The 24,364-nt window shown below is 61.6% G+C and carries 23 protein-coding genes, 1 pseudogene and 1 riboswitch; of the genes and pseudogenes, 5 read left to right on the top strand and 19 right to left on the bottom strand.

The features are described from left to right. Positions 1-68: 68 nt before the first annotated feature. From CH251_RS13870 to CH251_RS13880, 3 genes are all read left to right on the top strand, one after another. The gene (locus CH251_RS13870; protein WP_094613651.1) at positions 69-605 is read left to right on the top strand and encodes a 2,4'-dihydroxyacetophenone dioxygenase family protein; all 537 of its coding nucleotides are present in this window, start codon (positions 69-71) and stop codon (positions 603-605) included. 289 nt (positions 606-894) lie between these two features. Further along, positions 895-2,325 (top strand): nitrate/nitrite transporter, encoded by a 1,431-nt coding sequence (locus tag CH251_RS13875; RefSeq protein ID WP_179273591.1) that lies wholly within the window; start codon positions 895-897, stop codon positions 2,323-2,325. 87 nt (positions 2,326-2,412) lie between these two features. Further along, positions 2,413-2,799, top strand: coding sequence for a thioesterase family protein (locus tag CH251_RS13880; RefSeq protein ID WP_094613652.1), 387 nt, complete (start codon positions 2,413-2,415; stop codon positions 2,797-2,799). An 87-nt stretch (positions 2,800-2,886) separates the two neighbouring features. On the opposite strand, the gene CH251_RS13885 is transcribed toward CH251_RS13880, so the two are convergent. From CH251_RS13885 to CH251_RS13905, 5 genes are all read right to left on the bottom strand, one after another. After that, on the bottom strand, positions 2,887-3,888 hold the full coding sequence (locus CH251_RS13885; RefSeq protein WP_094613653.1) for a zinc-binding dehydrogenase: 1,002 nt from the start codon (positions 3,886-3,888) through the stop codon (positions 2,887-2,889). A 102-nt stretch (positions 3,889-3,990) separates the two neighbouring features. Next, positions 3,991-5,073: a LacI family DNA-binding transcriptional regulator gene (locus tag CH251_RS13890; protein WP_094613654.1), complete on the bottom strand. Its 1,083-nt coding sequence runs from the start codon at positions 5,071-5,073 to the stop codon at positions 3,991-3,993. Between the two features lie 16 nt (positions 5,074-5,089). Then, positions 5,090-6,067, bottom strand: coding sequence for a cyclase family protein (locus CH251_RS13895; RefSeq protein WP_094613655.1), 978 nt, complete (start codon positions 6,065-6,067; stop codon positions 5,090-5,092). A gap of 44 nt (positions 6,068-6,111) precedes the next feature. Further along, positions 6,112-6,897 (bottom strand): SDR family oxidoreductase, encoded by a 786-nt coding sequence (locus CH251_RS13900; protein ID WP_218828298.1) that lies wholly within the window; start codon positions 6,895-6,897, stop codon positions 6,112-6,114. A 19-nt stretch (positions 6,898-6,916) separates the two neighbouring features. Further along, positions 6,917-8,122 carry an alpha/beta fold hydrolase gene (locus CH251_RS13905; protein WP_094613656.1) on the bottom strand — a complete coding sequence of 402 codons (1,206 nt, stop codon included), beginning with the start codon at positions 8,120-8,122 and terminating at the stop codon, positions 6,917-6,919. Between the two features lie 553 nt (positions 8,123-8,675). Between CH251_RS13905 and CH251_RS27525 the strand changes: the two genes are divergently transcribed. Further along, a complete protein-coding gene (locus tag CH251_RS27525) occupies positions 8,676-8,828 on the top strand; it encodes a hypothetical protein (RefSeq protein WP_179273592.1) in 153 nt (50 codons plus the stop codon). An 87-nt stretch (positions 8,829-8,915) separates the two neighbouring features. On the opposite strand, the gene CH251_RS13915 is transcribed toward CH251_RS27525, so the two are convergent. From CH251_RS13915 to CH251_RS13975, 13 genes are all read right to left on the bottom strand, one after another. After that, positions 8,916-9,872, bottom strand: coding sequence for a fumarylacetoacetate hydrolase family protein (locus CH251_RS13915; protein WP_218828299.1), 957 nt, complete (start codon positions 9,870-9,872; stop codon positions 8,916-8,918). Between the two features lie 16 nt (positions 9,873-9,888). Next, positions 9,889-10,803: an MBL fold metallo-hydrolase gene (locus CH251_RS13920; RefSeq protein WP_094613658.1), complete on the bottom strand. Its 915-nt coding sequence runs from the start codon at positions 10,801-10,803 to the stop codon at positions 9,889-9,891. A gap of 29 nt (positions 10,804-10,832) precedes the next feature. After that, the gene (locus CH251_RS13925) at positions 10,833-12,260 is read right to left on the bottom strand and encodes an amidohydrolase family protein (protein WP_218828300.1); all 1,428 of its coding nucleotides are present in this window, start codon (positions 12,258-12,260) and stop codon (positions 10,833-10,835) included. A gap of 91 nt (positions 12,261-12,351) precedes the next feature. Beyond that, the gene (locus tag CH251_RS13930) at positions 12,352-13,242 is read right to left on the bottom strand and encodes a LysR family transcriptional regulator (protein ID WP_179273593.1); all 891 of its coding nucleotides are present in this window, start codon (positions 13,240-13,242) and stop codon (positions 12,352-12,354) included. 377 nt (positions 13,243-13,619) lie between these two features. Next, the gene (locus CH251_RS13935; RefSeq protein WP_256979060.1) at positions 13,620-14,885 is read right to left on the bottom strand and encodes a diguanylate cyclase; all 1,266 of its coding nucleotides are present in this window, start codon (positions 14,883-14,885) and stop codon (positions 13,620-13,622) included. 358 nt (positions 14,886-15,243) lie between these two features. Then, a complete protein-coding gene (locus tag CH251_RS13940) occupies positions 15,244-15,684 on the bottom strand; it encodes an SDR family oxidoreductase (protein WP_094613660.1) in 441 nt (146 codons plus the stop codon). Positions 15,685-15,740: 56 nt separating this feature from the next. Continuing rightward, positions 15,741-16,877 (bottom strand): alpha/beta fold hydrolase, encoded by a 1,137-nt coding sequence (locus tag CH251_RS13945; RefSeq protein ID WP_094613661.1) that lies wholly within the window; start codon positions 16,875-16,877, stop codon positions 15,741-15,743. Further along, entirely contained in the window at positions 16,870-18,051 is a 1,182-nt protein-coding gene (locus tag CH251_RS13950; protein ID WP_094613662.1) for a homogentisate 1,2-dioxygenase, read from the bottom strand. The genes CH251_RS13945 and CH251_RS13950 overlap by 8 nt, the downstream gene beginning before the upstream one ends. Positions 18,052-18,053: 2 nt before the next feature. Continuing rightward, positions 18,054-18,584: a cupin domain-containing protein gene (locus tag CH251_RS13955; protein ID WP_094613663.1), complete on the bottom strand. Its 531-nt coding sequence runs from the start codon at positions 18,582-18,584 to the stop codon at positions 18,054-18,056. Beyond that, on the bottom strand, positions 18,577-19,584 hold the full coding sequence (locus CH251_RS13960) for an LLM class flavin-dependent oxidoreductase (RefSeq protein WP_094613664.1): 1,008 nt from the start codon (positions 19,582-19,584) through the stop codon (positions 18,577-18,579). Before CH251_RS13960 ends, CH251_RS13955 begins: the two co-directional genes overlap by 8 nt. Positions 19,585-19,604: 20 nt before the next feature. Next, the gene (locus tag CH251_RS13965; protein WP_179273594.1) at positions 19,605-20,843 is read right to left on the bottom strand and encodes an NAD(P)/FAD-dependent oxidoreductase; all 1,239 of its coding nucleotides are present in this window, start codon (positions 20,841-20,843) and stop codon (positions 19,605-19,607) included. Continuing rightward, positions 20,840-21,160 (bottom strand): 2Fe-2S iron-sulfur cluster-binding protein, encoded by a 321-nt coding sequence (locus CH251_RS13970; protein WP_094613666.1) that lies wholly within the window; start codon positions 21,158-21,160, stop codon positions 20,840-20,842. Before CH251_RS13970 ends, CH251_RS13965 begins: the two co-directional genes overlap by 4 nt. Beyond that, positions 21,153-22,340, bottom strand: coding sequence for a cytochrome P450 (locus tag CH251_RS13975; protein WP_094613667.1), 1,188 nt, complete (start codon positions 22,338-22,340; stop codon positions 21,153-21,155). The genes CH251_RS13970 and CH251_RS13975 overlap by 8 nt, the downstream gene beginning before the upstream one ends. Before the next feature lie 103 nt (positions 22,341-22,443). On the opposite strand from CH251_RS13975, the gene CH251_RS13980 reads away from it, so the two are divergent. Continuing rightward, entirely contained in the window at positions 22,444-23,337 is an 894-nt protein-coding gene (locus CH251_RS13980) for a LysR family transcriptional regulator (RefSeq protein ID WP_094613668.1), read from the top strand. Positions 23,338-23,811: 474 nt separating this feature from the next. Here CH251_RS13980 and CH251_RS27930 read toward each other — a convergent pair. Continuing rightward, positions 23,812-24,124, bottom strand: a pseudogene (locus tag CH251_RS27930) (multidrug efflux SMR transporter). Between the two features lie 10 nt (positions 24,125-24,134). After that, a riboswitch (guanidine-III (ykkC-III) riboswitch) is annotated at positions 24,135-24,198 on the bottom strand. Between the last annotated feature and the right edge of the window lie 166 nt (positions 24,199-24,364).

A 24,364-nucleotide genomic window follows, 5' to 3' on the forward strand; every position in this document is an offset into this window, starting at 1 on the left:
ATCCAACCGAGCGCGTGTCATGCTGAATTAAACGTTTTAGTTCTCGACCTCGAAGAAGGGATTCAACGATGAGTTCGACACTCGATCACACGTCCGATGCGGCAGTTCCGTATCGCGGCCCCAAGTCGGACAGCATGCTCGACGACATGGTGGAACTGGGGGCGCTCGACCTGGATTGCGATGAGCGCCTGTGGGTTCCACAGTCGCCGGATGTGACCTTTCGGCCGCTGCTACTCTCGGTCAGTCAGGGGTTCTTCGTCAACATCCTGCGCGTGCGCAAGACCGGAATTCTCTCACGTCATCGCCACGCCGGTCCCGTGCACGCAACCACCCTCCGCGGGCGGTGGCACTACCTCGAGCACGACTGGTGGGCGGAGCAGGGAAGCTACGCCTTCGAGCCTCCCGGTGACATTCACACGCTAGAGGTTCCGGAAGGTGTCGACGAGATGATCACCATGTTCCACGTCACCGGTGCCTACATCTATGTCGACCCCGATGGCAACCCAGTGGGCGTGGAGGACGTGTTCACCAAGCTGGACAATGCCAGAAAGCATTACACGAGTGTCGGCCTCGGCGCGGACTACGTCGACCGCTTCATTCGCTGACTCACCGTACTTCCGAACGGCCCCGAGTTTTCACTCGGGGCCGTTTCTTTTGTGTGCGAACGCCTTTGAGTAAATAGCGGCATTTCGGGCGACTTCATCGGAGTTACTCGAAAAGGCACCACCGTCTTAACCGTTTTAGTACAGTTCGGTCAACCGTTCGGCGGCAACCTGGGCGGCCTGCAATCGAGTGCGTCGACGCTGAGAACCACACCTCCTCAGGTGCGGTTGCGCAGCCACTTCATCTATTCGTTCAGGCTCGACCCGGGCCACTCTCACTGGAGCATCTTCGATGACCGATGTCGTCTCGTCGCCGTCAGGCGATTCCTTGTCCCCTTCCCCTGAACCGCTCGAGAGGAAGCGCAAGCGTGCCCGAACTCCGGCGTACGCGATCGGCGCGCTGATCTTCCTGTGGCTGGTCTATGCGATGAATGCCAACACCAGGCAGATCTTCTTCTTCGTTCTGCCTTCGATCGTCGATGAGTTCTCGATCTCGCCGGAGACGGCGGGTGTGATCGCCGCGATCATCACCGCAGCATGCTCGCTCCTGGCGCTGCCACTGGGACCGTGGTTCGACCGCGGTGGACATGGGTGGGCGCGTAAGTATCGGAATGCCGTCGTGGCCTTGGGCTACTTCATCTTCTCGATCTTCACCGGTATCGGTGCCTTGACGTCCTCCCTGTGGTCCATCGTGATCCTGCAGTCGGTGAAGAACGCGTTCGGCGGCGCTGGTGAGGCCGTCGAGGTGACCACGATGGCCGAGTCCTACCCCGTCGAGCGCCGAGGTCTGGCGCTGGGTCTGCAGCACACGGGCTATCCGTGGGGCACCCTGATTGCCTCGATCGTCACGTCAGGCATCTTGGCGACCTTCGGACCGGAGAATTGGCGCTACGTTTTTTTGCTGATTCCGCTCGCGATGATTCCTATCTGGATCGGGTACTGGCTGTTCGCCACCAAGAAGCGCTACGCCAAATTCGAGAGCGATACCGAAGCAGCGGGGTTGACCAAGCCTCTGTCCGGATCGAATTTCGAGGAGACGCATCGCGCAGAGCCGGGTGCTCTGGCACGCGCGTTGCGGAATCCGAACATCATCTTTCCGTCTCTGGCATCGATGCTCGGTATCGCGGTCTACACAGGTATCAGTTTCTGGTTGCCGCAGTACATTGCGTTCGTGGGGAACTACAGCTTTGCCGAGGCTGCCGCGTATTCGGCCGTGTTCACCATCACCGGCGGCATCGGCCAGATCCTTTGGGGCACAGTGTCGGACTGGCTGGGGCGAAAGTTCACAGCCATCATCGCTTTCGTATGGCTCGGCGTCGGCATCTTCCTGCTGCAGTACGCCGGCCTGGGATTGGCGTGGCTGATCGTGCTGCAGCTCTTCGCCGGTATGGCGACCAACGGGGTGTTCCCGGTCATCTACAGCTTTGTCAGTGACGCGGCGGAGAAGGGTGCCATCGGCACAGCGAACTCGGTGATGATGACAGCCACCTACGTGGGCGGTCTGTCTCCATTGGTGCTCGGAGTTCTCATCGGTGCCGGTGGCGGGTTCTCCTCGGCAACTGGATACGACTGGGGTCTGTATTTTCTCGTTGCCGCATGTGTGGTGGCAGTGGTACTGCTGGCACTGTTCACCCGTGAGCCGATCGGCAAGTTTCGCCACCTCGACCGGTCCTTGGTGTCGAAGGCCAGTTGCAACTTGGGCGACGCCGGCGAAACAGTCTGAGCCGACCCCCATTCACACCACAGATCGTCCAGCCTCGCCCGCTCGATATGTGGGCGAGGCTGGACCCGTCCGAGAGCGAGACCGAACATGTCGCCCATCGTCTTTCGCGCCCAGGTTCGCTACGGTGATTTCGATCCGCAGAGACATGTGAGCAACGTTCAGTACTTCCGATTCTTCGAGGAGGCCAGGGCGGTGCTCTACCGTCGGGCGGGTCTGCCCGCCGATCTCGGACAGGTGATCCGGCGTCAGGAGATCGACTATTTTGCACCGATCGGGTTCGACATCCACGAGATCGACGTGGTCATGACGGCACTGCGGTCGGGACGCTCGTCGTACGATCTCGGTTTTGTGTTGCGTTCGGGCACACATGAATTCGCGCGCGCCACCGTGTCGATGGTGGCCGTCGGACCGGACGGCCGCCCGACACCCATTCCGGCGCGGCTCGGACTCGAGCTCGCTGCAGCATCCCCGTAGGCGTGAGCGCGACTCGACGGGTAGGACGAGAAAGACCCCGTGGCCCGCAGGGGCCACGGGGTCTTCCTCGTTACCGAGCGGGCAGTGTCACGGAGTGAGAACGACTTTGAAAGCCTGTGCGGCCGCCGCCGTTTCGAGTGCGTCGATCGCGTCCTCCAGCTGGCGGACAGTGACCAGCGAGCCCCACATTTCCGGGTCGGTCGCCAGGTAGTTCATCGCGGTCACGTAGTCGCTTCGTTGCGAACCGTAGCTTCCGAGGATGCGGATCTCGCGTCGCGTCACCAGATTCATGTCGGGATTCGCGTCGGACGCGAAGAGGGCTGGAACCACCACGGTCCCGCCGGGCATCACAGTGCGGAGCGCAGTTCCGAGGCCGGCGCCCGATCCTGAAGCTTCGATCCACCCCTGCGCTTCGAACCCGCCCAGATCGTCACCGACCGCGGTGGCGAGTCCCAGTGATCTGGCAGTGGCCAACCGCAGATCCTGATCGCGCGGCGCACCGGTCAGGAGGACGGCGTGACCCGATTGCGACAACAAGAGTGCGATCATCAATCCGATCGGCCCCGGACCGGAGACCACCACGTTCTTTGCTTCCGGGTCTGCCCGTTGCAGGTGGGAAACCGCGCGGCCGGCGACGGACAAGGGCTCCGTCAGTACCAGAACGGTCGCGGGAAGATCGTGCTCGACGGGTACCAGTCGGTGCTCGTCGACGACGAAGAACTCCGCCGCGGCACCGTCGAAGGAGAGCCCGAGAACTGCTTTGTCCGGGCATATCTGGCGCAGCCCGCGCAGGCAGACCGAGCACCGACCGCAGCCGTCGATGGACACTGGGACCACCCGTCGTCCGATCCATCGGCGATCGACACCGTCGCCTACCTCGACGACAGTGCCGACTGCTTCATGGCCCATGCAGACCGGAGACGCGACCCAGTCGTATCCGGCGTCCTGCTTCCAGGCGTGTACGTCGCTTCCGCACAACCCGCACGCCTCGGTTGCGACCAGAACTTGACCGGATCCGGGCTCTGGTGTGGGCCTGTCGAGGACGACGGCGTCCATCGGCGTGTTCGTACGTTTCACCAAAGCTCGCATCGTGAGTCTCCTAGGGTGGGGTCGCCAAGGCAACTAAAAGGTTTAAGTCAGTGTTGCATCTCGCTCCCCATATGACAAGCGTCACGTGTCGATCGGCAGGGATCAGGGCCGAGCGGCGGTGGTTTCGCGCACCTGCAGTGTGTACGGGAGGATCAGATGTTGCGCAGGGGACGTCGAACCACCGATGCGATCGAGGAGAATCTCGGTTCCCCGCCGTCCCATCAGTTCTCGGGGCACCGTGATCGTGGTCAGCTGCAGCGGACCTGCGCTTGCGAAACTCATGTCGTCGAACCCGGTCAGACCGATGTCTCCTGGCACGCTGAGCCCAGCTTCGCGACAGACGTCGTACACACCCACCGCAATCACATCGTTGCCGCACATGACCGCGTCGATATCGGGGTGATCGCGGAACAGCTCTCGTGCACGCAGGATTCCAGATTCACGGGTGAGCGCTCCCCACATGGCAGAGCGGTTGACGACCTCGAGGCCCCCGTCTGTCAGCGCCGAGACGAAACCGTTCGCACGATTTCGGGAAGCGCTGGACAAGGGGGGGCCTCCGAGGACAGCCACCCGTCGGTAGCCGCACTCGACGACGTGTCGACCGAGTTCGCGGCCGGCAGCGAGATCGTCGATACCTACGAAATCGGCTTCGAGTCCTTCAATGTGGCGGTACAGCTGCACAAACGGCTCTCGGCGTTTGGTCAGTTCGGCGAGCAACGCTGTATCGGCGGATGTGACCGAGGTGAACAGCAGACCGCCCGAGTGTCGGTCGACTTGAGTCATGGCCGCCTCGGCCTGGTGGGCACCGTCGACGCCGACGTGCGAGACGAACACCTCGAAACCCGCCTCGGCGGCGGCAGAGATCGCACCGAACGCGAGCTCGGAGTAGAACGGGTTGGCGATGTCGGCCAGGAGAAGCCCGATTGTGTTGGCCTGGCCCGATCTGAGGTCGCGCGCGGTGCGGCTCGGACGAAAATTCAGTTCGCGGGCGACATCGAGAATTCGAGCACGCACATCTTCGCTCACCCCGGGAGCACCGTTCATCGCGAACGACACGGCCGCAATGGACACACCTGCATGCTCCGCGACCTGGGTGATCGTTACCCGTTTGGTGGCCTTACGTGGTCGGTGAACGGGAGCAGGCGGGTTGCTCTTGGCTGACTCGCCACTTTCCGCTTTGGGCATGGCCCAAGCTTATCCGCTACTTGACGACGACTGGGTTCACCGGAGCTCCGGTCCCTTCCACCACCTTCAGGGGAGCGGCGGTGTAGAAGAATGTGTATTGACCGTCCGCGGCGCAATCGGCGGCCAGCGCGTCGAGGGCGATGATTTCGGCGAAGGTGACGCCGAGGTTGCGCATCAATGCGTTGTGCAGCGGGAGCCACACTCCGGACACTGGGTCGGTCGTGACCTCGTTGGCGAGGGTGTCGGTCACCAGATTGGGGATTTCCATCTCGTTGAACCACGCGACGAGTTCGGGAGAATAGGTGAGTCCGGGTTCGTTGAAATTCGCGTAGAACTCCTCTCGTGGTGTCTCGTAGAAGTATTCGAGCCAGCCGGTGTGGATCAGCAGAATATCGCGCTTACGAATGTCGACGCCTTGACTTGCGGCGGCAGCCAACAGGTCTTTGTGATCGAAGGTTTCCCCCTTGGCGAGAGACTTCTTGCCGCGGTGACGCGCGATGTCGATCAGTATCCCTCGACCGACGATGCCCTTCTCCGCGATCGGAAGAATGCTCGCCTTCTTCATGCCACCGGTTGTCGTTTCGGCTGCGTAGCCGTTGTAGATCTGGTCCCCGCACCACAGGTGGCCGAGCGCGTCGTACTGGCTCGAACCCTGCAGGTACATGGTGATCTTGTCGTCGGCGAACTGCGCGCCTCCGTCTGCTTCGGGTCCCTCACCGGCCAAGTAGACGCCACGGTCCATCACGTTCTCGCGTTCGGCGGGCCCGCGTGCACCGGGAAAGGCCGGGTCGCCCTTGGGGTTTCCGATCTGCACTTGCAAAGTGAACGACTTCCCCGAGGTGATCTCGGCTGCGCCGGCCAAGGCTTCGGCGGGCCCCAGATAGTTGAGCGCCCCCACTTCGTCGTCGTGACCCCACCTGCCCCAATTCTGGGGCTGGTCCTTCAATAGTTCGACCGTCGTGGGGATCGACGTTCTCGTAGTCGTGTCGGTCATGAGAAACTCCTAGGTTCTGTGATCGTGAATCCAACGAGACATGTTCAGCGAGCGAGCCATCCGCCGTCGACCGAGATGGTTGTGCCGGTTACGTAGCGCGATGCGTCGGATGCCAGGAAGATCGCGGCACCGGCAAGGTCTTCTGGAGTTCCCCACCGTGCCATGGGGATTCGCTTCAGCATGAATGCGGCGCGCTCGGCGTCATTTCGGTGTGCCGTGGTGAGGTCGGTCGACATGTAACCCGGCGCGATGGTGTTCACCCGGATGCCGTGTGGGGCCCACTCGTTGGCCAGTGCTCTGGTGACTCCGAGAATGCCGTGTTTGGACGCAGCATAGGAAGGCACCTCGACTCCGCCTTGAAAGGAGTTCACCGACGCCATGTTGATGATGCTGCCGGCGGAGTCTTTTGCGCGAAGGTACTGGGCAAAGGCTTGGGACAAGAGGAACGGTGCCGTCAGATTGACGGCCAGCACGGTGTTCCAGTCCTCGACACTGGTGTTCAGCGCCGGGCCTCGTCTGATGACGCCGGCGTTGTTGACGAGGACGGTTGCGGGGTTGGAGGTTGCATCTTCTGCCCATCGCACGAGGTCGTTCGCGGAATCAGCGGACAGCCCACCGAGATCGGCCGTCCTCGACACACACTTTCCACCGGCTTCCGAAATGTCACTTTCGAGCTCGCTCATGTCGATGACGTCGAGCGCAGCGATCTGTGCACCTGCGTCTGCCAACGCTGTCGCGATCGCTCTTCCCAGACCGCGAGCCGCACCGGTGACGAGGGCGGTGTACCCGGTGAGATCGAACAGGTCGGCGAATCCGCGCGATGAGCGCACGGGTTCCTCGGCGACCACGTCAGCTGACTCGGTCCGCGAAAGTGCGCACGGCGTCGTTGAATTCCACCGGATTTTCGATCATCGGGTAGTGGCCGGTTCCGGCCAGCACGGCGATTTCGCTTCCGGGGATTCTCGACTGGGTGGCTTCGACCATGTCCTGATGCACCAGCCAGTCCGCGTCGCCGCGGAGCAGCAGCACCGGACTCTCGATCGCGCCTACCGTGTCACGTCGATCGAACCCCGCGTATCCGGTGAGGTCGGCGCGGATGACTTCCGGACACACTCGGCGAAGCTGCCAAACGACCTCACGCGCACGCGCCGGGGGAGTACGGTCACCCGTCATGGAACGTGCCCAACATTCGAGAATCTGAGGGCTGTTCAACGTGAGCATGGCAAGGAAATCCTGGCTGACTGTCGGCGTGTAGTCCGAGCCCTCGCAGGAGATGACACCGGCATAGAAGTTCGGGCGCCGGGCCGCAAGATCGAGGACCATGTTGCCGCCCATGGAGCACCCGACGATGATAGGCCTCTCCAATCCCAGTGCCGCCATGAACTTTTCGTTGAACTCCGCATGCTGGGCCAACGAGGTGAACGCCCCGCCCTCTGGTTCGAGCGTCTTGCCGTGACCGGGGGCGTCGACCGAAATGACGCGGTAGTGGTCGGACAGACCCGTGGTGACCCAGCGATACATCATGGTGTCCTGGCCCGCAGCGTGAATGCAGACGATCGGTTGGCCCGAACCTGCTTCCTCGTAGTAGGTGCGCAGTCCGTCGACGTTCACGTAGCGACCGACTGGCACTCGATCGGTGACGACCGGGTCGGGCGAGAACGAGGAGTCCTCGCGCAGAATCGGGTCGACCTGCTGCATGCACTCGAGCAGGCGCCACATGGGCTGTACGTTCCGCATCGCTGCGACATAGTCTCCGGAGACTGTGATTTCGCCAAGGCCAGGTGAGGTGCCCTCGAACCAGTCGGTCTTCCCCTCGATCACGCGCTGCCACTCGTGTTCGGGTGCATCCAGGACAACGTCGCTTCCGCTCAGCGGAATCCCCTCGACTACCGACACTGCCCGGCCGTTCCTGGTGTCGATGGTCCACGCATGCTCGGGGCTTCGGAACGAGATGGTGGCAGAGAAGTGCTGCGAGGAGGTCACCCATTCGAGATCTTCGTTGATCGTCTGCAGGAACCGGTCCCACCACTGTTGATCCGAGAATTGTTTCGACATCAGCGTCTCCTCTAGTGATTGCTTAAACGGTTTAGTGACCGTACATCGGAGTGACCCGTGACACAAGAGTGGTGGCTTTTTCTCTGCCCGCGACGTCTACCGTGGAATGCATGCGCATCGACGACCTCGATCCCGAACTGCACGCTGTGGTGTCCGACGTTCCGGTCGTGGACTTTCGCGACATCACGGCTGCTCGGGCTGCGGCGACGAGTGGTCCGGTCCGTTTGTCCGCGGATGTTGTTGTCACGGACTCGGTTGCCGAGGCCGACGGGCACTCTGTCGGTGTTCGTATCACCGGTCCCAGCCGGGTCTCGGATCGTCCGATGCCGATTGTTGTCGAAATGCACGGCGGCGGTTTCGCATTGGGTTCGGCGGCCTCGAATTGCTCGTGTCCGCTCCCGAGCGCGCCTAGTCGCTGCACCGGGAACCGTTAGGCCGCGGAGGAGGGGAAGGCTCGCGCTTGCGGCCCGGCCTTCGTCGCGCACCCGATGTAGTGACCGAGTATTTTCTAGAATTCGTTGGTGTTCTTCACCTTCAGGCCGATGACTAGTCGATGCCAACGACCGTGGACCGGATCGTCTCGCCGGACTGTTCGGCGGTGACCGATCCGTCGATGTCGACGTCCAACAAGTCGCACGACTGCGCCAACACGTGCGTCGAGATGCGTGACGTCGGCTACGAACCATCCAGTAGACGAGATCGGTAGATTACCGCTGTCGTACTCCCAATCAGGCGCTGCCGTGTTCGGATGTCTACCGTGCGTAGTCAGGCACCGCCAGTGCTCAGTCGGCGCTCAGAGACCACTGCCCGGAAAGCACCGATCGGGACGGCATCGGCGGTCGCGACGATCGTGCTGCGTTGTCCCCCCAGAATGTCGACGTCGAGCGCGACGACGTCTCCGGGTTGCAGGGGGGGGAATGGCGGATCTACCGCGCCTTCCCCAGACCTCGGCCAGGCAACCTGAGCCGCACGTCCCAGAACCGAGAAGGTCTCCCGCCCGCACCTCCGTTCCCCGCGATGCGTAGGCCAGCATCTGCGGGTAGGAGAAAGCCATGTTTGCCCAGTTGTCCTCGCCGACAACAACATCGTTGACCGATGCGCTCATCTTCAGATCGAAGGCGTTGCCGGCCCGGTGTGGCTCTAGTTCATCGGCCGTAACGAAGTACGGCCCCAGCGATGTAGCGCTGTCCTTTCCTTTCACCGGTCCGAGCCTGACCTGCATCTCGGCGAACTGCAGGTCACGGGCAGACCAGTCGTTCATGACCATGTACCCGGCGATGTGCGAGTCGGCATCCGCCACCAGGACGTCTCGACCTGACCGCCCCACCACAGCCGCGATCTCCAACTCGAAGTCGAACAGCTCACACCCCGGTGGGACAGCTACGGGGTCGTAGGGCCCGATCACTGCGTAAGGATTGGTGAAGTAGAACGCTGGTGCCTTGTACCACTGCTCAGGCACCACGCTGTCCTCATCGACCAGGCGCGCGACGCCGGCAACGTGTTGCTCGAATGTCATATAGTCCCGGACGGTGGGCGGCGCTGGGATCGGTGCAAGTAGGTCCGCCTCCGCTAGGTCGAGCGTGACAGAAGGGTGCGCCCGCGCGCGGTTTCCGGCCGCCCGCAGTTGTTTCGCGTGGTCGTCTCCGAGCAGGTCGACGATACGAATACCGTCGTCGAGTCCGAAAACGACACCGTCCTCGACTAGCCCGACACGGGGCCTGCCGGTATCGGAGAAGTTGACGAATCGCATTGTTTATCAGCTTCTTTCAGAGATGCGACGTCATGGGTCCGCCGTTGAACAAGACCGCGTCCTGAAATGCGGCGATGATGTCCAGTTCGGTGCCCGAGATGTCGGCGTAGTGGCGATGAATATTCAGTACGAGCCTTTCGGCGTCCGGCATTTCGGCGTAGTCACCGAGTCCGGCCATGCGCGCTGCGTCCAGCGGAGACATGCCGAGGCGGTAGCCCTGCTGCCCTGCTTTCTGCACGTAGCGGTAGTAGCCCGCGATCTCATCGAGTACGTCGTCTATTCCGGAACGCTCGATGACCGGTCCGTGTCCGGGAACGATTATCTCGGCGTCGAACTCTCGCAGCCAGTCCAACGACCGCAGGGCCCCCGTCAGCGAACCCATGAACGCCAGGGGCGTAACGCCGTTGAAGACGAGATCGCCTGCGAACAAGACCCTTTCGGCGGGCAACCACGCGACCGCGTCGCCGGTTGTGTGCGCGGTGTATCCGGGATGGTGAAGTTCGACGATCCGGTCACCGAGATGCAGATTCATCGACTGATCGAACGATACCGACGGTAGACGTAGACTCACGTCACCCCATTGCGGCACTGGCTGCCAGAATGGCGGGCAGCCGCAGATCACGGTGTCGGTTGCCAAGCCTGCACGCATCTGACGTTGACCGATGATGACGGTCGACTCGGGAAGTTCGCTGTTGCCGTACGTATGGTCGCCGTGCTGATGGGTGTTGAGCGCGAACCTGATCGGAGTTTCGCCGCGTTGAGCTCGGCGTCTGGCTCGAAGGAACGCCTGAGTGCGTTCCGCAGTCGCGCAGGTATCGACTATGACATCACCATCGTCGCCCGCGATCACCCCGGCGTTGTTGATCCACCAGCTGCCGTCAGGTTGCACCCACGCCCACACCCCTGGCCCTATCTCATCGAACGAAGGCATCGGCAAGGAGTCGGGCTGCGCCGCACCTATCATCGTGTTTCCTTCAGATTTGCTCTCGCCATGGCCCCTACACCTTCGAACACTCCCTCGGGTGTTCCGGGGAGCACGGGTACTGCGCGGCGCACACGTTCGAGCACCGACCGAGAGGACTCGGCGGCTCGTGCGGTCAGTGCAGGCAGATCGACGTCGATCATCACTCCGTTGCGCTTGACGACTTTGCCGTCCACGAGCACGGTTCGGACGTCTTCGGCCGATGTCTGGAAGACGAGGGTGCCAGCGGGATCGATGTGAGTGTGCTGCGTGATGGAGGGGCCGCCGACCAGAATGAGGTCTGCTCGCTTTCCGACGGTGATGCTTCCGATGCGGTCATGCATTCCCAGTGCTTTCGCGGCGTTTGCTGTCGTCCACTTCAATGCATCGTGCGCCGAGACGGACACGGCCGCCGGGTCTTGGCGCGCGTTGTTCACCTTTTCGGTGTCCGACCACCGCTTGAATGCGATCGCCATACGGGTCTGCGCGAACATGTCCCCCGAATTGAGCGACATGATGTCGGCAGAGAGGGTCGGTTCGATTCCCCGGCGCTCGGCGGCTTCGAAGACCAATTTGCCCATTCCCATGTTCAGTTCGGTTTCCGGCGAGATGGAGACCTTCGCACCCCTGCTGGCAAGGATGTCCCATTCGTCTTCGGTGAGTGTGTTGCAGTGCACGTGCACCTGATTCTCATCTATCAGTCCTGCTGCGTCGAGCTCTTCTATGCCGGACGGCATCGACCAAACGCAGCCAGTGTGTGTCACGATCAGTGCATCGTGGGCCCGGGCCACGGCAACTTCGGCGGCGGTGTCCCGCAGCGGGCGCAGTCCGACCTCGGTGAGGGCGACTCCCAGGGTCAGTAGACCATTGGGGTCCGGGAAATGCTGTGCAGCAACGCGTTCGAAGTCTGCGATCCTGTCGTCGTGATCTCCGAAGAATTGCGGCGTCTGCGGACTCGAATCGAAGAATCCGTAGCCCAGGACTCCACGGATTCCGGAGTCGCGTAGTCCGGCGACGGCAGCATCACTGTGATCGGGCGAATTCATACAGTGAGAGAAATCCAGAATTGTCGTCACACCGGCGTTCAACGCCTCGACCGCTCCGAGGCAGTTGCCGACGTATACATCGTCCGCGGTGTAAGCTGGCGACACCAAGAGCCGAATTCCGTGGAAGTAATCGGCAAGGGTCCAGTCTGCGCACAGTGCCCGCATTTGGGTCTGCCATGTGTGGCGGTGTGTGTCGATCAGTCCGGGCGCGACGATGTGATTTCTGGCGTCGATCACTTCGGCATCCGGGTCAGACAAATTCGGGCCGATCGCTGTTACGGTTCCATTCTCGATCAGAATATCGGTGTTGGGAAGATCGCCCTGCTCTGGATCCATCGTGACCAGATGGCCTCCGCGGACGATTGTGCGCTGACGCGTCATTTCATACCTTCTGTCTGTGATCGTAGTCACGACAGTTCAGCACGCAGACGCACCGACATCATCAGGCGAAAAAGTTGTGATCAGCTTCCGGTCAGGTTGAGAGCAGGGCACCGGCAATTCTGCGGATCAGATCGGTCTCCGGGCGACGATCGTTTGACCGGACCGCTACAGCGATCGTGCAGTCCGGCCCTTCGAGGGGAACGAACGAGACCTGAGGGTGAGGGTAGTACGACGCGGCGGGTGCTGCGTGCAAGGCGATGCGCCCGGTCAACGCCACTGCAGAAGGAATTGCGGCCGGATAGCGGACACGATCGCCCCGGCGACCGTTCACCCAGGCCGGACCGGCCCACTCTTCCAGAAGTCCACCTGTGTCCAGATCGACAAATTCGCTCTCCGCAATGTCCGCCACTGATAACCACGTCGCACCGGCCATCTCAGATTGCTTCGGAACCACCGCGACCCGCGGCCCAGCGGTCACCGGAATCAAGTCGATGCCGTCGACGAGCCCTAGCTCCTGAACAAACCCCACGTCAACCGCACCGGAAAGCACTGCGTCGTACTGCTCCGACAAGGTCAAATCAGCGAAACTTATCGCCAGGTCAGGAATCGCGGCCGATAAGCCGTCTTTGAAGTCCGCCCACAGCGTCGAGATTCCAAACCCGAGCACCCCGAACGTCAAGTGCTCCGCAGACGTGCCGATGGGGTGGCTGAGGATCAGCCTGTCGAAGGCGTCGACGACCTGCTGCGCACGGTCGAGAAACACGAGACCACGGGGAGTGAGTGACACCCGCCGACTGGTGCGATCGAACAGTCTGTAACCGAGATCGGACTCCAAACCCTGAATGATCCGTCCGAACGGTTGAGCAGCAATGTAATGGCGTTGCGCAGCCCGACCGAAATGCAGCTCCTCAGCTAGGGTCAGCGCAAATCGAACAGTCCGAATATTCACCCGATGTGCGACGTTCTCGGCTGCGCCTTCCATGGCCCCCATTATGGGCCGAGTCGGTCCTCAAACACGGCGGAAATGCACAAGCTGACGTCTCGTTTCGAGGCGCAATCTGCCGATCGCCAGCTCGGGCATGTATTACGCAGGAGTGGCCCGCCGGCTTGGCTGCCCTTTTCGTCGAGGAGACCGCCCAGGGCATCGGAATCGTCGTACTGATCGCCCTGACACTACTGTTGGTTTCACCACGGTAGACGGTCTGCAGCTCGGCACGTTTGGACTCCATTGGTGTCCGCTACTTCGGTAGCGAAACCGCGTCGTTCCTGCGAAGCGCGTCAGTCCGAGACTGCGATCCGGTTACAAAGCCGATGAGCTCGTGTCCGACGACCTTGCTCTGGTTCGGTCTCCGTTAGTCGTCAGTCGTCAGCGGGCCTGGGAGGACGACGCGAGCTATCTGTTTTGTCTTCGTACAGGGCAATGTCAGCTCGGACGAGCATGTCTTCGAGCGTCGACTCGCCCGTGTTGCGCGCGATTCCGACACTCAATTCGATCGAGAGGAACGAGTCTTCCAGTCGGATCGGCGCGCGGGTGGCGCGGCGTAGTCGTCGGCGGAGCTGTTCCGGCTCGTTCGTCGTTGCCAGTGGTTCGTCGTCGAACAAGGCGATGACGAACTCGTCGCCCCCGATCCGGCCGAGGACTGCGTAGGACCCGCACAGGTCGGCGAGTCGGGCGGCGGTGATGCGCAGAACATGATCGCCGGCCAGATGGCCGTAGGTGTCGTTGATCTGTTTGAAGTTGTCGATGTCGATGTACAACACCGCTGCAGGAGTGGACGTTTCAGCACTGATCCTCTCGATTCGTTCGATCAGCGCAGACCGGTTCAGGACTCCGGTGAGGTCGTCGAGCCGGGATTTTGCAAGAAGTTCCCGGTATGCGCCGAGTAGCCGCGAGGATGTCTGAACTCTATCGGTGACGTCTCGGAAACTGACAGCGACGATGTCGCCGACGTAATTGGCGGTCACCTCCACTATTTTGCCGGGCAGAAAAATCGCGGGTGCTTCGATGCTGACCTCTCCACGCGTGCGCAGCGAGTCGCTGTGGAGGCCGTCGATGTACGAGCCCCTGGTAATGGGGAGCGCGTCGTGCAGGTGCTGTCCGATGAGTTGATCGCGTCCAACGCCGAGGTGCAGTTCGGTCTGCTTGTTGACGTACCGGATGATCATTTCGCGGTCGAGAATCGCGAAACCCAGCGAGACGGAGTCCAGCGCTGCACCGAGGTGGTCACTTGTACCGGTATGCGGTCGGACCAGCGAAACCACACCGGTCAGAACCGTCGGATCTCCATTCACCGCGGTTTCTATGGCGACACTTCGAGTGAGAATGTGACGAACGGTGCCGTCGGAGAGAACAACACGGTAAATGCACTCCGCACCGATGTCGGCGCTCGCGTCTCCATAAAGTTTGACCAGCAGATGCGCGTCGTCCGGGTGCACACGTTCCTGCCATATCTCGATTGCCGGACGGGGATCGCGGATCGCATCGAAGATGTCGGCCGCACGAGCATCCCACTCGAGTTGCCCGGTGTCGATGAAGTAGCGGGTGATACCTATCGACGCGCTATGCGTCTCGATCCCCGAGACGCGACCGGTCCCCAGGTTGTCCTCACGATGACGATCACCCACGGCAGCACATCCGTTCCAGCTACAATTTGATCCGATTGGGAGTCTGCACTGTTTTGTGCGATCGCGTCCGAGCTTTCGAGAGTTGAACGTGACCGGATTGCAGGGTCGGGCGTTGGATATTTACGTTCTCGAACAGGCAGCGATGACCTGGGTGAACAGCGGGCGGCCGTACTGTCGCAAAGGACGCGTCCCACCCGGACCTGTTCCTCTCGTTGCCGCATCAAAGTTCCAAATTACCATCGGGACAGCGCATTGCGGTGAGACCAATAGATCCGAGACGGCAGTGCAACAATGGAATTCGGTACCGTCTCGGGGTGGTCAAGGAGCGCGAACCTAAGTTTCAAATAGGGCGTTCCGTTCAGTCGCGAGACTGGCCAGCATCGGGGTACGCCCGTATCGTTCCCTGCACTTCGACCGACTGATTCCTCGCACCGGACTGCAACAGTGGCAATACCAGGGTAGTGAGCGCGAACGGTGCTCGCAGATTGACCGCGAGCTGCTTGTCGAAACGTGTCATCGGGTAGCGGTCCAGTGGGGCGGCGGAACCGACACCGGCGGCCATGAAGAGTGCGTTCAGGGACCCGAACGTCTTTTGGTGTTCGGCCACAACGCGTTCTGCTGATGCGTCCTCCTCGAGGTCGCAGGCCACGACTGCGACGGGTTCGTCGTAGCGCAGCAGCATTGCTCGGGCTCGATCGAGCTGATCGGCGTCGCGGGCGGTCAAAGTCAGCGCCCATCCTTGTGAGGTGAGGTGAGTGGCGGTACCGAGTCTGATGCCGCGGGACCCGCCGGTGATCAGCGAGGGGGGCGTTCACCGTAGTGGTCTTTCTGCAGTCCGGTACACAGATGCTGTGCTCACGACAGCACTTGCTCGGCCCAGCCGGTGATGGTGGCCAAGGTGTCGGTCAGTAGTTCGGGTGGTCCCTCGAAGTAGTGACCGGCGCCGGGGACGGTGAGGAGTTCTTTCTCCCGATGAGTCGCCGCGTCGTAGAGCTCTCGTGCCATCGAGGGAAAGCAGCCCTTGTCGGCGGTTCCGTACGCTACGAGCACGGGGACGGTGACCTGCTGTAGACACGACGGTCCGTGGCCGTTAGTGGTTGCGGTGCTCCATTGCGAGAGCCAGGACCGCAGAGTGCTCACACTGCCGAGTGTGACGGGACGTAGGTTGGCCGAGATCGCCTCTCCCCACAGTGTTCCGGGCTGTCGGTCGGATGGGTCGATGGTGGTGTCGACGAATCGGGGGTCTGCGCAGGTGCCGTGAATTCGGAAGGGGAGGTCGGGGACGGAGTCGCCGTATGAGGTGTGCAACTGCGCGAGCTGCTGTTGGGCCCATTCCGTGACCCGGGTGGCGCGGTCCGCTTGGGCGGAGCGGTAGCGAACCACCCAATCGAGGTCGAGGGGCACCTCGTCTCGGGAGAAGAGATCGAGGTCCGGGTCGCGATCGAAGGGGTCGTTCTCATCGTGCACTGCCGGGTCCAGCCAGCCCTGTAGCAGCGCAGCGCGTCCCGAATGCGCGTTGAGCATGACCAGGGCGTCAGCCGGCGGCAGTGAAGCCGTGGTGAGGTCTGTCCCGCCTCCTGCGGGTGCATCGCGCACAGTCGGCTTCTCTGCTTGTTGCTGGTAGAACGCGGACAGGCCGCCACCACCTGAGTTCCCGACAAGAACGATCTTGTCGTAGCCCTCGTTGTTTCGCAGATGTGTGATGACCGACCCGAGGTCTGCGACGCAGTTCTCGAGGATCACCTGGGTGTCGTTCCCGGCGTAGCGCGTGACGACTCCGACGGCGTCGATCCCGAGTGCGGCGGTCGGTGCCAGTGCGTAATGTCCGACGAAGTTCGAGCTCGGGTGGCAGTAGACGAACACAGTGTCCGAGTTGGCACCAGGTTGAGTGCGTTCGCGACCGCACCACAGCAGCCCCGATGCGCGGGCGATCCCCGAGTAGACGTCTGCACCCATGCTTTCCTGCATCCGAACGGGCATGAGTTCACGCATCGGCGCTCACCCCTTCCAAGGTTGCCCAGGTGAAGGGGTAGTCGCTGTCGGCACACAGAGTGGCGGCACGAGCACCGATCCGAAGGGGGCGGAAGGTGTCGACCATGACCTGATATTCGCTCGATCGTTGCGCGCCTAGGGCTCGTTCGACGTTGCCCGGGTGGGGCCCGTGGATGAAGCCGGCAGGGTGAACGGTGACCGAGCCGGTGGCTACACCGGTCCCGCGGCGAGTAGCGGCATCGCCTTTTGCGTACAACAGAACTTCATCACTGTCGACGTTCGAGTGAAACGGCGGTATGGGCACCGACTGGGGGTGGTAGTCGAGCAGTCGCGGCACGAAATTGCACATGACGAATCCGGCAGCTTGGAATGTCTGATGCATCGGTGGGGGTTGGTGCAAGCTACCGGTGATCGGCTCGAAATCGGCGATGTTCAGAGCCCAGGGATACATCCCTCCGTGCCAGCCGACGACGTCGAACGGGTGGTGGCGGTGGGTGTGTTTGGTCAGCCCTGTCCGTGTGCGGACGATGACGTCGATATCGTTTCCTTCGCCGAGTAGGACATCGGTCGGTCGACGGATGTCGAGTTCGCAATACGGTGTGCCCTCGATGAATTGGCCGCGATCGGAGAGGTATCGGTCGGGTGGATTGACGTGACCGGTTGCTTGCACGATCCACAAGCGCAGTTCGTCGTCGTCGGTGATCCACCGGTGGATAGTCGAGGTGGGAACGATGATGTAGTCACCCTCCGCCACGTCGATTCGGCCGAACGTGCTCTCGAACGACCCGCTTCCACTTTCGACGTAGACGACCTCGTCGCCCACGCTGTTCTTGTAGTAGGAGCTTTCGCCTTGCGCGACGGCGTAGGTGATCCGGACATCCTCATTGCCCAGCAACAGGATTCGGTCCAGAACAGCGTCGGGCCCGGGTTCGAGGTCATGGAGCTTGAGATGGAGGGGTGTCATCGGATCGTTGGGGCGCAGCGTCTCGTCGATACCGGTCACGGACTCGATGGCGGTGATGGCGTTGGGCGGGAACCGGTGATAGAGCAGGGAGGTGTCACCGGTGAAGCCTTCTTCACCAATGAGTTCTTCGTAGAACAGCGAGCCGTCGTCCTGCCGAAATACGGTGTGCCGTTTGCGCGGTACGGTTCCGACTTTGCTGAAGTAGGGCATATTCAGTCTTTCTGCTCGGTGCCGATGAGTACGAAAGCCACGGTCACGGGGCGTTCGGTCCGGTTGCGCCAGCCGTGGCGTGTGGCGTTCTGCACGACTAGATCGCCGGGGTGTAGATCGGTGGTGACGCCGTTGTCGAGCTCGAGGGTCACGACACCGTCGAGGACGAGGGTGTAGTCGATGGTGGGTGTGGTGTGCATTCCGTCGGCTTCGAATGTCTCTGCCAGTCCCGGTGAGTGCCGTAGCTGCTCGGCGGCGTAGCCCGGCCCGTCGAAGGTGGGCTCGGCCATCGACGAGTCCGGGGGAAGGGTCAACACGATGAGCCGAGTCTGGCCAGCGGAGGGGAGGAGGGTCGAGAGTGCGGGTGTGGGATCGGTGCCGCCCTGCTCGAGAGGGACGTCCGCGTCGGTCGACCACGCGACCGTGGACGAGAACCCGGGGAAAGACGCGAAGTCGTGCCTGCGTGGGGGTGTGCCGTCCTCGACGATGATCGACTTGCCGGAGGTGTCGTGGCCGGTAACGACTCTACGCATGCTGGGTCTCCTTGGCGGTGAGGGTGTGTCGAAGGTCGGCGGCCTCTTTGAAGGCGGCCAGCTCTCGGGGAATATCTGTTCCCGCGGGCTGATAGAGCACGGCGTTGGCTCCTGCGTTCTCCAGACGGAGCAGTGTCCTCGCGATGTCCTCGCGAGTGCCGGTCATCGTCCCCTTTCGGATGACGTCCCCGGTGATGAATCGGACATCCGTGGCATTCGGTTCGATCAGGTGGCCTCGATAGAGTTCGAGGTGCCGCCGATTCTCGGGGACGGACTCGATCGCCGATGCATAGCCGAGCGCCTCCGGCATACCCACCAAGGGCCCGTGCTCGCCCATGTGGAGCGCGAGGGATGCACCGGGGCCGGCGGCATCGAGCACTCGTGGCGCGTCGAGCGCCTCTCCGTCTTCGAGGACCGTGCCGTAGTAGGTCAGATTGCAGGCTCCGTCGTAGGGGACAGGATTGTCGCCATGTGTGGGATTGGTGACCACTCCAGCACCCAGCCGCTGCGCGACACCGAAGCCCTTGGGCCCATGCGCAGCAATCCAGTAGGTGACGTCGATCGGGTAGCTGATACCGGACGCGGGACTGTGCATCAGACTCAAGATCGAGTTTTCCCATTCGATTTCGCGACCTGCGAGCAGTTCTTTGAGTGCGAGGACGTACTCCTCGATGTAGGCCCACCGCGAGGGCTTGCGACCCAGGTATGTGGAGCTGGTGAAGCCAGCGCCCACGCCTGCGTCGAAGCGCCCGGGTGCGACGGTGGCGAGGTAGGCGATCAAGGCGGCATTGGCGGCGATGTGCCGTAGGTGAGGTGTGAAGACCGAAACACCGAGTCGAATGGTCGATGTTCGGGCCGCAGCAGCAGCAACTGTGGCACCGGTGTCGGCATACGAAACCGGGACGTCGTAGACCCATGCTCGTTGGTAACCGAGTTCCTCGGCCAGCACGATGTGGTCGGGTGTAGCGAGCGCGGGTGGGAAGACGCAGTTGATTTCCACGGTGTTCTCCTCGTTGAGTGTCAGGCGGTAGCGGCTGCGAGCGGGACGAGCGAGCGTAGATCTGTTGTCGTGGTGATCGATTCCGGTGTCGGCGAGTCACCGAGTGCCAGGAGGCGTCGTGCGGTCACGTGATCAGCGGGCCGGTTGATCGACTCGACGGCGCGCAGATGCCCGTCGAGGAACCGAAATACCGAGAACTTTCCCTGTTTCGGATCGCCGCGGACCACGTCGGTGTCAGAACACTGTGTGTACCCGGCTATTTGCAACTTCATCGAACCCTGGTTACTCCAGAACCACGGCACGCTGGCGTAGGGACCTACCTGGTCGCCGATGATCTGTAGGGCCACCGCACGTGCGTGATCGGTTGCGGCCTGGACCGATTCGATTCGTATGGGCAGGCCCGAGACGTTGTCGGGGAAGTTCGCGCAGTCGCCGACTGCGAAGACCGAGGGGTCGCTGGTGCGGAGGTACTCGTCGACGACGACGCCGTTGCGCGTGACCAGGCCCGCTCTCTCGGCAAGTTCTGTATTGGCGCGAACCCCTACTGCCAGTACGACGGTGTCGGTCCTGATGTGTTCGCCGGCTGTGGTGCGAACTGCTTCTACGCGCCCCTTCGTGCCGACTATCTCTATCATTCCGGTGCCGAGGCGGACGCTGGTTCCTCGTTCCCGATGCCAGTCTGCGAGATAGTCGCTGGTGATGGGCGAGACCGCGCGCTGGAGAACGCGGTCCGCGATGTCGAGGACGCACGATTCGATGCCTTTTTTCTGGGCGGCCGCCGACAGCTCGAGCCCGATGAAGCCGCCACCTACTGTGGTGACATGGCGTGACGATGCCAACTGTTCGCGCAGCGCGGCAGCGTCGTCGACGGTTCGCAAAACGTGCACACCGGCCAGGTCTGTCCCGGCGACTTCGGGGATGACCGGTCGGGTTCCGGTGGCCAGCACGAGTGTCGTGTACCCGAGCGCGCGTCCGTCGTCGAGGGCTGCGGTGTGTGCGCCGAGATCGATGCTGATCACGGTGTGTCCCAACACAAGTTCGATGTCGCGGTCTTCGTAGTATGTCGCCGGCCGTAGATCGAGATTCGTAGTGTCCGTCTCGGCTGTCAAGAACTGTTTCGACAGTGGTGGGCGTTCGTACGGCAGATGGACTTCGGTACCCACGATCGTCACGGCACCGGTGAATCCCCGGTCGCGCAGGGTCGTTGCGACCGTCGTGCCGGATTGTCCGGAGCCGACGATCACGACACGGGTGTTCACAAGTCCTCGGCGGGGACGTAGACGGACATACCGTCGTAACTGGCCTCGACCGTCACTTGGCAACTGAGTCGGCTGCTCTCGGCGCGCGGTGACAGTGCGCAGTCGAGCATCTCGTCCTCGTCTTCGCCGACTTCCGGTAGTACTACCGGCGTGTACCGAATGTGGACGTGGCAGGTTGCGCACATCGCCTGCCCGCCGCACTCCGCCAAAATTCCCGGAACGCCGGCACCTACTGCCGCTTTCATGATGCTGACGCCGACGGGAGCGTCGACACGGTCGACTCGGCCGTCGGCTTGAAGAAACTGGATCTCAGGCATGGTGCCCGCTCCGCCACCGGGCTGGCATCGTCAAGGGTCCGCGGAACACCCAACCGGCCATCTCGACTGCGTCGGGGTCGGCGAGAGCGAGTTCGGGTAGGCGGCTGAACATCGTCGGCAGTGCAATATCGGCGATCGAGATCCGAGCTACCCAGGTGCCCAAGCAAAAGTGTGCGCCTCCTCCGAATGCGACGTGGTTTGCCGACTCGCGGTGCACGTCGAAGACGTCGGCATCGGCGAAGACACTCTCGTCTCGATTGGCCGACGCGATGCTTACGCCGAGTTTGTCACCTGGTTCGAGTGTCGTGCCGCCGAGTTGCACCGTGGCAGTCACTTGTCGCGGATACATACCGATCGGTGAGATCCATCGAACTGCTTCCTCGAAGACTTTGCGCCAACTGACTTCTCCTGCCGTGACGGATCGTCGTTGGTCAGGGTTGGCCAGTAGTCCGTACACGGCGACCGCGGTGGCGTCACGCGGCTCGTTGATCCCGCCGCCGATGAAGATCTTGATATTCGTGCAGATCTCCTCGTCCGTCAGGTCGGCCGCAGCGTCGGCCATGGAGGAGATGACAGTGGGTTCATCGTTGCACCGGGCAGAGGGGAGCATTTCGGTGATAGCTGCGTCGAGTTCACGGCATGCTGTCTCGCACCTGGTCCATACCTCCGGGTCGTCTGCGTAGTTGCCGCACCCGTCGATGAAGGCCTGCGACCACCGCTGCATGTCCGATGCGGTGGCATTGCGGAGGCCAAGGATGGTCGCGAGGTTTCGTGCCGCAAGCGGTCCAGCGAAGTCGGTGACCAGGTCGGCACTCCCACTCGCGACGAACGTGTCGATCAGTTCGTCGGCGTTGGCTTTAAAAGCAAACGACCACCGGTCTTTGATGGTCTTCGGCCTGACCGGCCCCTCGGCGGCCTTTCTGATGCGTTTGTGCGCCTCTCCGTCCTGACGTAGGAGAGTGTTCCCGATGGCGCGGGTCATCAAGGACGGCTCTTCGACCGAACTGAACAGGTGAGGGTTCCGCTCGACGAACATCACGTCGTCGAATCTCGTAACCAAAAAGCGGCCGAGTTCGGGTATCCACGCAACGGGCTCCTCGACGCGCAACCTGGCATACGTCGGGTACGGGTCAGCAGCGAGATCGACGAGACGAACCCCGGCTGCGAAAGATAATGTCATGTGAACCTCCTCTTGTGTTACCGAACACTTGATTGAATAAATATGACACCGATCACAAGATATGGAAAACTGGTTCTGACAACCTTAAAGATTGGTTTTTCTTATGCCTTCAGATTTCACATTGCGGCAGATCGAGTACTTCGAAGCGGCCGCTCGTCTCGGGTCGCTCAGTGCGGCCGCATCGGCGTGCCATACCTCGCAGGCCGGAGTGTCGCTGTCTATCGCGGACCTGGAAAAGCGCATCGGGGTGCAACTGTTCATCCGCGTGAAGGCCAAAGGCGTCGTTCTCACCGAAGCCGGATCACGAGTTCTGTCCGACGCGCGCCGCCTCCTGGAGGCGGCGGACGAGCTGCAGCGAGATGCGCACACCATGAGTGACGCGTTACAGGGAACCCTCACGGTCGGGTGCTACGTCACCCTCGCACCGTTCGTCATACCACCGGTGCTCGACGACTTCGCTGCACTCCACCCGGATTTGGACGTCAAGATCATCGAGGGCGCAGGCGAAGAGATGCGCATCGCGCTCATCGAAGGCCGGTGTGAGGTGGCGTTCCTCTACAGCGACGACAGCAATACAACTCTATCGACGACGACGGTCAGCACCACCAAGCCCTACATCATTCTCGCAGCCGACCACCCGCTCGCAGGTCAGTCCGAAGTGTCGCTGTCACAAGTTGCAGAATTACCGCTGATCATGTTCGACGTTCCCAGCGCCCGAAATGCAGCGCAAATGCTGCGTGCGCAAGGGCTGAGCCCCATCATTCGGCACGTCACGCAGAACATCGAAGTCGTACGCTGCCTCGTCGCACGCGGACTGGGCTATTCGATTCTTGTTCAAAGGTGGCCGGTCGACATCAGCTACGAAGGAAAGCCCTTGGTATCCCTGACGATTCGAGACAAGACCGATGACAGGAAAGTCATCCTGGCCTGGCCCGAGGCGTCAAAGCCTACGCGGCGCGCTCACGCTCTCATTGCTGCCGCACCAGAGCTATTCTGAGACGGAGATATTCCCAAGACTCGATATTATTGTATTGGAACAGTATTGAGTTGTTACCGAAAACTCCAAACATCGAGACGCGTTGGATTACCCAGTGTGTGGCCGACTAGTCTCGTTCGCCGTTCGACTCAGTGACGGAATTCAGACTGCGTGCAATCCGGGCGCTTTCGCGCGACTTGGCGAGGTCCTCAAATATCACCTCAGGTAGCTACGGGCCAAGCGATCGAATTTGCAAGGCAATGTCGTCGAGAATAGGTCCGTTTCGGGCTAAATTCCGGGGCCTGATGATGCAGGGGAGGTAATCGTGTAAACCTTCGAGAAGTGGACAATGACGTCCGACTCAAAAAATACTGCGCCAGAGCCGCGTCCGACGCTAGCTCGACATAATCGATTTTGTCGGCTTAATTCCTGTCGAGTTCAGCGCGCGCACATACAAGCCCCCAAGTGGACCCACCCAGAGCTCCCTCGAAGAACTCAGTGCAGCATCTTCAATCCGATGACCCCGCCGATAGTGATCGCGAGGAGAAGGAATTTAGCCCAACTGACGCCTTCGTCTCCGGTGATCACGGTACGTGATGGTGAGGACCGCACCGATTCCCACCCAAAAGGCGTAGCGGTGCCAACGGGCAGCGTGCGCATCGCATAGGCACGCCCGGCCATACTGAAGACCAGCGTGACCCCGAACAACGCAGTGGGACCCAGTCGAGTGGAAACCCTCGGATTTACCAATCGCTGTCGCCCAGACGGCTTCGAGAACACCCGAGATGACGAGGACAATCCATGACATGATGCATTCCGATGCACCGTCTTGCCGCTGTTCGGGTACGGTGTCCTCGTCCGATTGTCATGTGGACAATTTCGACCGTATCAGACGCAAAATCAACTTGAACCGAGCAGAGTTGCATTTCATGGTGACTTGCAGCATCAGGGTGAGTGGGCGAGATGAGAACGTCGCCGGATGACACCGTCGGCAGCATCGCCCTCCAGCGCAGCGCCTCGTCGAGATCGGCGCTCGTCAACAACGCGG

Source organism: Rhodococcus sp. 06-462-5, assembly GCF_002258315.1.
Classification (GTDB): Bacteria; Actinomycetota; Actinomycetes; order Mycobacteriales; family Mycobacteriaceae; genus Rhodococcoides.

Excerpts from the sequence above, each read along its gene's own strand:
- CH251_RS13955 (WP_094613663.1), bottom strand. The coding sequence starts at position 18,584 with ATGCGTAGAGTCGTTACCGGCCACGACACCTCCGGCAAGTCGATCATC.
- CH251_RS13885 (WP_094613653.1), bottom strand. The coding sequence starts at position 3,888 with ATGCGAGCTTTGGTGAAACGTACGAACACGCCGATGGACGCCGTCGTC.
- CH251_RS27525 (WP_179273592.1), top strand. The coding sequence starts at position 8,676 with ATGCCAACGACCGTGGACCGGATCGTCTCGCCGGACTGTTCGGCGGTG.
- CH251_RS13930 (WP_179273593.1), bottom strand. The coding sequence starts at position 13,242 with ATGGAAGGCGCAGCCGAGAACGTCGCACATCGGGTGAATATTCGGACT.
- CH251_RS13875 (WP_179273591.1), top strand. The coding sequence starts at position 895 with ATGACCGATGTCGTCTCGTCGCCGTCAGGCGATTCCTTGTCCCCTTCC.
- CH251_RS13950 (WP_094613662.1), bottom strand. The coding sequence starts at position 18,051 with ATGCCCTACTTCAGCAAAGTCGGAACCGTACCGCGCAAACGGCACACC.
- CH251_RS13920 (WP_094613658.1), bottom strand. The coding sequence starts at position 10,803 with ATGCCTTCGTTCGATGAGATAGGGCCAGGGGTGTGGGCGTGGGTGCAA.
- CH251_RS13890 (WP_094613654.1), bottom strand. The coding sequence starts at position 5,073 with ATGCCCAAAGCGGAAAGTGGCGAGTCAGCCAAGAGCAACCCGCCTGCT.
- CH251_RS13905 (WP_094613656.1), bottom strand. The coding sequence starts at position 8,122 with ATGTCGAAACAATTCTCGGATCAACAGTGGTGGGACCGGTTCCTGCAG.
- CH251_RS13880 (WP_094613652.1), top strand. The coding sequence starts at position 2,413 with ATGTCGCCCATCGTCTTTCGCGCCCAGGTTCGCTACGGTGATTTCGAT.
- CH251_RS13980 (WP_094613668.1), top strand. The coding sequence starts at position 22,444 with ATGCCTTCAGATTTCACATTGCGGCAGATCGAGTACTTCGAAGCGGCC.
- CH251_RS13870 (WP_094613651.1), top strand. The coding sequence starts at position 69 with ATGAGTTCGACACTCGATCACACGTCCGATGCGGCAGTTCCGTATCGC.
- CH251_RS13975 (WP_094613667.1), bottom strand. The coding sequence starts at position 22,340 with ATGACATTATCTTTCGCAGCCGGGGTTCGTCTCGTCGATCTCGCTGCT.
- CH251_RS13895 (WP_094613655.1), bottom strand. The coding sequence starts at position 6,067 with ATGACCGACACGACTACGAGAACGTCGATCCCCACGACGGTCGAACTA.
- CH251_RS13970 (WP_094613666.1), bottom strand. The coding sequence starts at position 21,160 with ATGCCTGAGATCCAGTTTCTTCAAGCCGACGGCCGAGTCGACCGTGTC.
- CH251_RS13925 (WP_218828300.1), bottom strand. The coding sequence starts at position 12,260 with ATGACGCGTCAGCGCACAATCGTCCGCGGAGGCCATCTGGTCACGATG.
- CH251_RS13915 (WP_218828299.1), bottom strand. The coding sequence starts at position 9,872 with ATGCGATTCGTCAACTTCTCCGATACCGGCAGGCCCCGTGTCGGGCTA.
- CH251_RS13945 (WP_094613661.1), bottom strand. The coding sequence starts at position 16,877 with ATGCGTGAACTCATGCCCGTTCGGATGCAGGAAAGCATGGGTGCAGAC.